Here is an 8188-nt window from a genome sequence, read left to right as displayed (position 1 = left end):
GCGCTACCAAGGACAACTCCACCGCCCCGCAGCCTAGAATCGTGTCCCACATGTATCGAGACACCCGTGTCCCACATGCATCAAGACAGCACACGTAGCAGGCTACGAGTTTCTATGCACGTGCGCCGGAGGCGCTCACGATCCACGCGTACTCGAAAGCCGCTTCCTTCCACTTCTCGTAGCGTCCGCTCACTCCCCCGTGTCCGGCGCTCATTTCGGTCTTGAGCAGCAGATCCGAGTCCCCCGTCTTCGTGGCACGCAGGGCCGCAACCCATTTGGCGGGTTCGACGTAGAGGACGCGGGTGTCGTTGATGGACGTGATCGCCAGGATCGACGGGTAGTCCTTGGCCTCGACGTTCTCGTAGGGACTGTACGACTTCATGTATTCGTACACCTCCTTGTCCGCCAACGGGTTTCCCCACTCGTCCCATTCGATGACCGTCAGCGGCAGTGACGGGTCGAGGATGGAGGTGAGCGGATCGACGAACGGAACGTTGGCGAGGATGCCGTTGAACAGCTCGGGTGCCAGGTTGGCCACCGCACCCATCAACAGTCCACCTGCGCTACCGCCGTCGGCGACCAGATACTTCGGTGAGGTGCGGCCGGTATCGATGAGATGCTGTGCGGCAGCGACGAAGTCAGTGAAGGTGTTCTTCTTCTTCAGCGTCTTGCCGTCGTCGTACCAGTGGCGACCCATCTCGCCGCCGCCGCGCACGTGTGCGACGACGAACACGATGCCGCGGTCGAGCAGAGACAACCTCGCCACCGAGAACGACGGGTCCATCGACGCCTCGTAGGATCCGTAGCCGTACAGCAACGTGGGAGCCGGGCCCTCGGGGACGTCCTTGCGAGCGATGACCGACAGCGGAATCTGCGTTCCGTCCGCCGCGGTGACCCAATCTCTGTGCTGCACATAGTCACCGGCATCGAACTTGCCGAGAACCGGCTGCGATTTGCGGAGCAGCAATTCACCACTGGCGATGTCGAGGTCGTAGACCTGACCGGGGGTGATGAACGAGGTGTAGACCATCCGCAGCAGCGGCTGGTCCCACTCGGGGTTCGAGCCGGCTCCGACCGAATAGAGCTCCTCGTCGAACTCGAGCTCGCGGTATTCGCCGTATCCCTCGTCGGTCAGCGGCCAGATCGCCATGCGGGTCAACGCTTCTCGCCGGTAGGTGAAGATCAGGTGGCCGGCGAAGGCGTCGATGTCCTCGACTCGGACGTCGCCCTGATGCGGAACCAGAATGCGCTGATCGAGCGGGTCGGAGACCGGGGCCTCGGCGAGCAGGAAGTTCTCGGCCTTCTCCCCCTCGGTGCCCCAGCCGTTGACCGAACCGTTGTGGGTGATGAGGAAGCGATCCTCACCGGCCACGACGGCGTGTTCGATGCTGTACTCGATGCCGTCCGTGCGCGGCAGTACGACGCGGAACTCGCCCTCGGGATCGGTGGATTCCAGGACGAGGCACTCGGAGGTGATCTTGGAACCGACCCAGATCATCAGATACTTTTCGCTACGGGTGGAACCGAAACCTACCCAGTAGCTTTCGTCGGGCTCGTGGAAGACCTTGACGTCCTCGGTCTTACCGAGGGTGTGTCGCCACACGGTGTCGGGACGCCAGGATTCGTCGACCGTCAGGTAGAACACGTGCGTGGCGTCGGCGGTCCAGGTGGCTCCCGGCGCGACGTTCTCGATGGTGTCGGCCAGCAGTTCTCCGGTTTCGAGGTTCTTGAAACGCAGCGTGTACCGCTCGTCGCCCTCGGTATCGGTCGAGTACGCCAACAGCGTGCCGTCGAGGCTGATCGAGAACGCACCGAGGGAGAAGAAGTCATGCCCCTCCGCCTCGACGTTGGCGTCGAGCAGGACCTGCTCACCGGGAACGTCCACGTCGGACGACAGCGTCGGCGGTGTCCAGTCGTCGGGCGAGTCGACGGGGCAACGGCATTGGAGGCCGTACGACTTTCCCTCGACGGTGCGCGAGTAGTACCACCACTGGCCCATGCGCGTCGGGACGGACAGGTCGGTCTCCTGGGTTCGCGATTTGATCTCGTCGAAGATCTTGCCGCGGAGTGATTCCAGTCCGGCCGTCTGCTGCTCGGTGTAGGCGTTCTCGGCTTCGAGGTAGGCGATCACCTCGGGGTCTTCCTTGGCGCGCAACCACTCGTAATTGTCGATGAACGTGTCACCGTGATGGGTGCGCTCCAGCGGCACCTTCTTGGCAATGGGAGGGATGATCGTCATGGCGTGACCCAATCGTCGAAGTTCAGGCCCGAGATACGCTCGTAGGCCTCGATGTAGCGGCTGCGTGTCGCGGCGACGATGTCGTCCGGCAACGGTGGTGGCGGGGTATCGGACTTGCGGTCCCACCCGGATTCACCGGTCAACCAGTCGCGGACGAACTGCTTGTCGAAGCTCGGCTGGACGCGACCTTCCTGGTACGAATCGGCGGGCCAGTACCGTGAGGAGTCGGGAGTGAGCACCTCGTCGGCGAGCACGAGATTGCCGTCGGCGTCGGTACCGAACTCGAACTTGGTGTCCGCGAGAATGATTCCGCGTTCCAGAGCGAAGTTTGCTGCGCGCGAGTAGATCTCGATGGTGTCCTCGCGCAATTTGAAGGCAAGTTCGGCACCGACCTGCTCGACGGCCTGGTCGAAGGTGATGTTCTCGTCGTGATCGCCGAGTACCGCTTTTGCGGCGGGAGTGAAGATCACCTCGTCGAGTTTGCTCGATTCGATCAGGCCGGGCGGCAGCTCGACTCCGCAGACCGCTCCGGTGGCCTTGTAATCGGCCAGACCGGAGCCGGTGAGGTAGCCGCGAGCGACGCATTCGATCGGCACCATGTTCAGCTTCTTCACCACCAGGGCGCGGCCGAGCAGTTCGGCGGGAATGCGCTCGTCTCGCGGGTCGCCTGCCAGATGGTTCACGCCGCCGAGTTCTTCGAAGAAGAAGACGCTCATCGCCGTCAGCACCCGTCCCTTGTCCGGGATCGGGGTGTCGAGGATGTGGTCGTACGCAGAGATGCGGTCGCTCGCGACGAGCAGCAGATGCGCGTCGTCGATGGTGTAAAGATCGCGGACCTTGCCGCCGGCCAGATGCTCGTAGCTACTCAATGATGGTCGCACGGTGTTCAACACTATCTGGGCCGGTGCCGCCGCGTCGGCAGGCAGGGATCACAATGAGTAGCAATGGCAACGACCGAATCGACCCCGGACATCGGATTCCGCTCCGAACGCGGACCGATATTGATCGCGCTCATGCTCAGCTCGTCGCTGGTAGCGCTGGACGCGACGATCATCGCCACTGCGGTGCTCACCATCGTCGGCGACCTCGGCGGGTTCGCGCAGTTCCCGTGGTTGTTCTCGATCTACCTGCTGGCACAGGCAGTCTCGGTGCCGCTCTACGGCAAATTGTCCGATCTGTTCGGGCGCAAGAAGATCATGGTGTTCGGCATCGCGGTGTTCTGCCTGGGCTCGATTCTGTGCGGCCTGGCGTGGAGCATGCCTGCTCTGATTGCATTCCGCGCGATTCAGGGACTCGGCGCGGGTGCCGTCCAGCCGATGTCCATCACCATCGCAGGCGACATTTACACGCTGCCCGAGCGCGCCAAGGTGCAGGGCTACCTGGCCAGCGTGTGGGCGATCTCGTCGGTGCTCGGCCCCGCCCTCGGTGGCGTCTTCTCCGAGTATCTGTCGTGGCGGTGGATCTTCTTCGTCAACATTCCTCTGTGCGCGGTGGCGGCGTTCATGTTGCTGCGCAAATTCGAGGAGGGTGCCGTCGAACGCGCCAAGCCGAAGATCGATTACCTCGGTGCAGCTCTGCTCACCGTCGGCGCGACAATGGTGCTCCTCGGCCTACTCGAAGGCGGCCAGTCCTGGGCCTGGGGTTCGCCGATCAGCATCGCGATCTTCGTCGTGGGCTTCCTACTGCTGGCGGTGTTCGCGTGGGTCGAGTCCCGCGCCGAGGAGCCGATCCTGCCGCTGTGGGTGTTCACCCGGCGGGTGCTGGTGGTCAGCAGCTTCATCTCGTTGCTCGTCGGCGCATTGATCCTGGGACTGACGTCCTACGTCCCGACCTTCGTACAGGGCGTGTTCGGCACCGGAGCCATCGTCGCAGGCTTCTCGCTGTCCACACTGACTCTCGGTTGGCCGATCGCCGCATCCCAGTCCGGTCGGGTGTACCTCCGTTTCGGCTTCCGAACCACCGCGGTCGTCGGCGGCTCGATCGGCGTCGTCGGGGCGGCACTGACAACGCTGCTCGACGCCGAGTCGCAGATCTGGCATGTCGCGGCGATGTGCTTCGTCATCGGCCTCGGCATGGGGTTGATCGCGAGCCCCACGTTGATCGCAGCACAGTCGAGCGTCGATTGGGCCGAACGCGGCGTCGTCACCTCCACCAACATGTTCGCCCGCTCCCTCGGTAGCGCGGTCGGCGTCGCGGTGTTCGGGGCGATCGTCAACGCGCGAGTGTCCGGGGATCCCGAACCCGAACAACTGTCCGACGCCATCCATCTGGTCTTCATCGGAGTGTTGGTCGCCGCCGTCCTGATGACCGTCGCGGCTGTGCTGATGCCGAAGCGTGCGGCAAAGTAGCGTTCTCTGCATGTCCATCATTCATCGCGCCTCGCTCGTTCCCTCGAAGCTGGACGCGATTGCGGCCTGGATTCCGACGCAGGAGTGGGCAGCTCAAAGGGATATCACCGGCCTCGAGGCCGTCGGCGCATATCGTTTCGACGATCCGGCCGGAGAGGTCGGCGTCGAAACCCATCTCGTGCGGACGCCGTCGGGCACGGTGTTTCAGGTACCCCTGACCTATCGCAGTGCACCCCTGGCCTGCGCCGACGCGTATCTCGTCGCCACGATGGAACATTCGATACTGGGCACGCGTTGGGTCTACGACGGCGTCGGAGACCCGGTGTACGTGACAGTGACCACCGCGGCCATCGTCGACGGTGCTGAACAGGCGGAACTGGTGGTGCACTCGCCCGACGGTTCTCGAACGGTACGTGAATCCACTACGCGGGTCCGGGGTACCGGTGGGCACCCGTCGACGTCACCGCGCCTGTATGTCCGACGGGTGATCGACACTACTGCCACCGAGCTGCCGCACTTGTTCGGTACCTGGCCCGGCCAACAGGATCCGATCCCGCTCGTGGAACTGACTCCCTGAGCAGAACTCGTCCGGGTGATTGAACTACCACCCGCCCGGGCATGCCCGACCCATGACTTCTCGTGTGCTCGTCACCGGTGCCAGCATCGCCGGACCCACCGTGGCCTTCTGGCTCGACAAGGCCGGTTACGACGTCACCGTCGTCGAACGCGCTCCGCACTTGCGGCTCGGCGGCCAGAACATCGATGTTCGCGGATCGGGCCGCGAGGTGCTGCGGCGGATGGGCATGGACGCGACATTGCTCGCCAACGGCACCACCGAGAAGGGCACCCGATTCGTCGACGACAACGATGCCACCATCGCCGCTTTCCCGGCCGGCGACGGCTCCCACGACGGACCGACGGCGGAGTTGGAGATTCTGCGCGGCGAGTTCGCTCGGATCCTCGTCGAATCCGCCGGTCCGCGAACCGAATACCGGTACGGTGATCGTGTCGTCGGCGTGGTTCAGGATGCCGACGGCGTGGACGTCACGTTCGCGTCGTCGTCCGTGGAGAGGTTCGATCTCGTCCTGTTCGCAGACGGAGTTCGTTCCAGCAGTAGAGAACTGGTGTTCCCTGCCGAAGCTGAGACCACGCCGGTCGGCCTGTACACCGCCTACGGGGTGTTGCCGAAGGGACCGAGCGACGACGGCTGGTGGCGTTGGTGCAATGCCCCCGGATCCAGAGTCGCCAATCTTCGCCCGGACAACCTCGGCACGACGCGTTTCAGCCTGTCCTGGGTGTCCGACGACGGCGGGTACGAAGGCGCGTCCACCGAGCAGGTGATTGCCGCCTTACGGGCGAAGTTCGCCGACGTCGGCTGGGAAGTGCCCAGAATCCTGAATTCGCTGGGACCGGATTCGGAGCTCTACGTCGACTACCTCGCGCAGGTGAAGGCTCCACGCTGGTCGGACGGCAGAATCGGGGTGCTCGGCGACGCCGCCTGGTGCGCAACACCGCTGAGCGGCATGGGCACCACATTGTCGGTCACCGGTGCCTACGTCCTCGCCGGCGAACTCGCCCGGGCCGAGGACCATCGCGCCGGCTTCGAGGCCTTCGAGGCACGCATGCGGCCGTTCGTCGAGCAGGCTCAGAAGCTTCCGCCCGGCGTGCCTCGCGTTGCGCATCCGAAAACCGCTGCGGGAGTAGCCGCGTTCCGCGGGGTACTTCGTCTCGCCGGATCGAAACCCGTGCAAGCGGTCACCAGCAGATTCCTCGGTCCCGACGCGGCGACGCTGGAGTTGCCGAACTACGTATTCCGGAGTTAGAGCCCGACCCGCTCGAGCAGCGCATCGAATGCCTCACTGGCTTCCTGCTCGGTGCGGCCGGATTCGATGACGCCGTTGTACACCGCCAGCGCTTCCTCCTGGTACTGCTTGTACTTCTCGAGCCACTTCTCGGAATCTGCTCGCCAGTATCCGATGATGTCGAAATGCGCTATGTCGTAGCCCAATTCCTTTCGGAAATACTTACGCACCCGACGCGAGGACGACGCCTCTCCGGCGAACCACACGTAGCCGCGTCCCTCGGGTAACGGGTACGCCAACGCGGCGTCGTCGAGAACGCTTGCACTGTCTCCGTTTCCGGAACCGATACGCCAATCGAACGTGACGTCGGCCGGGGTTTCGAAGGATTGGATGTCGCCGCGCTCGAGCACCTCGACGATGGCGTGCGCCTGCGCTCCGGCCGGCAACTGTTCGACGAGCCGGCCGAGGGCAGGCAAACCGGTCATGTCGGCGACCAGCAGCAGCCATTCGACGTCGGCGGGAGGTGAGTACCACGATCGCGGACGCGTGAACAGCACCGTCTGCCCAGGGGCGGCCTGCTGCGCCCAGGTTGCCGCGACGCCGCCCTCGTGCGCGAAGAAGTCGACGGTCAATTCACCGCGCGCCTCGTCGAGGCGGCGGATGGTGTAGTTGCGGCCCTCCGGTGGGTTCTCCAGACCGTGGAACCACCACAGGCCGTCGACCTCGGTCATCGGCGGCGGCTTTATCTCCCCCGCCCGAGGAAAATAGACGCCGACACATTCGTCGGGTACCCCGAGGGTGCGGTAGGAAGCGACATGCTCGCCGCCGAACGTCACGCGCACCATGTGCACCGTGAGCTGTTCCACCGAAACCACGTCGGCGTAGTAGAAGCCACGCGATCCTTCACTCATCTTCGTCCTCGATACATATCTCGTCGTTTTCTCGAGAGAACCTTCAGGCTAGCTCGGCGGCCGTTGTGTTCGATTCTAAACTAAGCCTTGCCTAGCTTGTGACCGACCACCTTGGGAATCACCAACGGAGTGTGTGATTCCGGATCGTCGATGATGCGGCACGGCAGCCCGAACACCGACTCGACCAACTCTGCGGTGACGATCTCCGCAGGCAGACCTTGGGTGACCACGGCCCCCTCTTTCATCGCGATGATGTGATCGGCGTACCGGCACGCATGGTTGAGGTCGTGCAGCACCGCGACCAGAGTATTGCCGTTCTCGCGGGGCAGTGTGGCCAACAAGTCGAGAAGCTCGATCTGGTGGGCGATGTCGAGAAACGTCGTCGGCTCGTCCAAGAGCAACAGCGGTGTCTGTTGCGCGAGAACCATTGCCACCCACACTCGTTGCTGCTGACCACCGGACAGTTCGTCGACCGGCCGGGCCGACAGCGACGCCACGCCGGTGGCGTCCATGGCCTGGACCACCGCACCCTCGTCAGCCGTCGACCACTGCCGGATCAGCTTCTGATGCGGATACCGTCCTCGCGCAACGAGATCGGCCACCGAGATACCGTCGGGGGCGATCGAGGTCTGGGGCAACAGGCCCAGGCGTCGAGCCACATCCTTCGCCGGGTACGACGAAATGAGCTTGCCGTCCAGCAGAACGGCTCCGAGGGAGGGCTTCAGCAGCCGCGAGAGCGCCCGCAGCAGCGTCGATTTACCGCAGGCGTTGGGCCCGACGATGACGGTGAACTTGCCGTCGGGAATCGCAACGGTCAAGTTCTCGATGATCAGGCTCTTGTCGTACCCGACCGTGATCGCGTCTGCGTGCAACCGAGACTCGGTCATC

At 64.0% G+C, this 8188-nt stretch carries 7 protein-coding genes; 3 read left to right on the top strand and 4 right to left on the bottom strand.

From position 1 onward, the window contains the following. Positions 1–112: 112 nt before the first annotated feature. Together ACQR3T_RS18240 and ACQR3T_RS18235 are read right to left on the bottom strand one after the other, a co-directional pair. Positions 113–2239 carry a S9 family peptidase gene (locus tag ACQR3T_RS18240; RefSeq protein WP_428694391.1) on the bottom strand — a complete coding sequence of 709 codons (2127 nt, stop codon included), beginning with the start codon at positions 2237–2239 and terminating at the stop codon, positions 113–115. Continuing rightward, positions 2236–3120: a phosphoribosylaminoimidazolesuccinocarboxamide synthase gene (locus ACQR3T_RS18235; protein ID WP_428694390.1), complete on the bottom strand. Its 885-nt coding sequence runs from the start codon at positions 3118–3120 to the stop codon at positions 2236–2238. The genes ACQR3T_RS18240 and ACQR3T_RS18235 overlap by 4 nt, the downstream gene beginning before the upstream one ends. 63 nt (positions 3121–3183) lie before the next feature. On the opposite strand from ACQR3T_RS18235, the gene ACQR3T_RS18230 reads away from it, so the two are divergent. The 3 genes from ACQR3T_RS18230 to ACQR3T_RS18220 are packed head-to-tail and all read left to right on the top strand — an operon-like array spanning position 3184 to position 6410. Next, positions 3184–4587, top strand: coding sequence for an MDR family MFS transporter (locus ACQR3T_RS18230; RefSeq protein ID WP_428694389.1), 1404 nt, complete (start codon positions 3184–3186; stop codon positions 4585–4587). 10 nt (positions 4588–4597) lie between these two features. Beyond that, positions 4598–5164, top strand: coding sequence for a CG0192-related protein (locus tag ACQR3T_RS18225; RefSeq protein WP_428694388.1), 567 nt, complete (start codon positions 4598–4600; stop codon positions 5162–5164). A gap of 52 nt (positions 5165–5216) precedes the next feature. Beyond that, positions 5217–6410 carry an FAD-dependent monooxygenase gene (locus ACQR3T_RS18220; protein WP_428694387.1) on the top strand — a complete coding sequence of 398 codons (1194 nt, stop codon included), beginning with the start codon at positions 5217–5219 and terminating at the stop codon, positions 6408–6410. Here ACQR3T_RS18220 and ACQR3T_RS18215 read toward each other — a convergent pair. After that, entirely contained in the window at positions 6407–7300 is an 894-nt protein-coding gene (locus tag ACQR3T_RS18215) for a siderophore-interacting protein (protein WP_032376356.1), read from the bottom strand. The genes ACQR3T_RS18220 and ACQR3T_RS18215 overlap by 4 nt on opposite strands. Positions 7301–7380: 80 nt before the next feature. Next, positions 7381–8187, bottom strand: a complete 807-nt coding sequence (locus ACQR3T_RS18210; RefSeq protein ID WP_032376355.1) for an ABC transporter ATP-binding protein — start codon at positions 8185–8187, stop codon at positions 7381–7383. Position 8188 lies beyond the last annotated feature (1 nt).

Origin of the sequence: Rhodococcus sp. IEGM1428 (genome assembly GCF_050321865.1) — a bacterium.
Taxonomy (GTDB): domain Bacteria; phylum Actinomycetota; class Actinomycetes; order Mycobacteriales; family Mycobacteriaceae; genus Rhodococcoides.
This window is presented reverse-complemented; position numbering and strand designations above follow the sequence as displayed.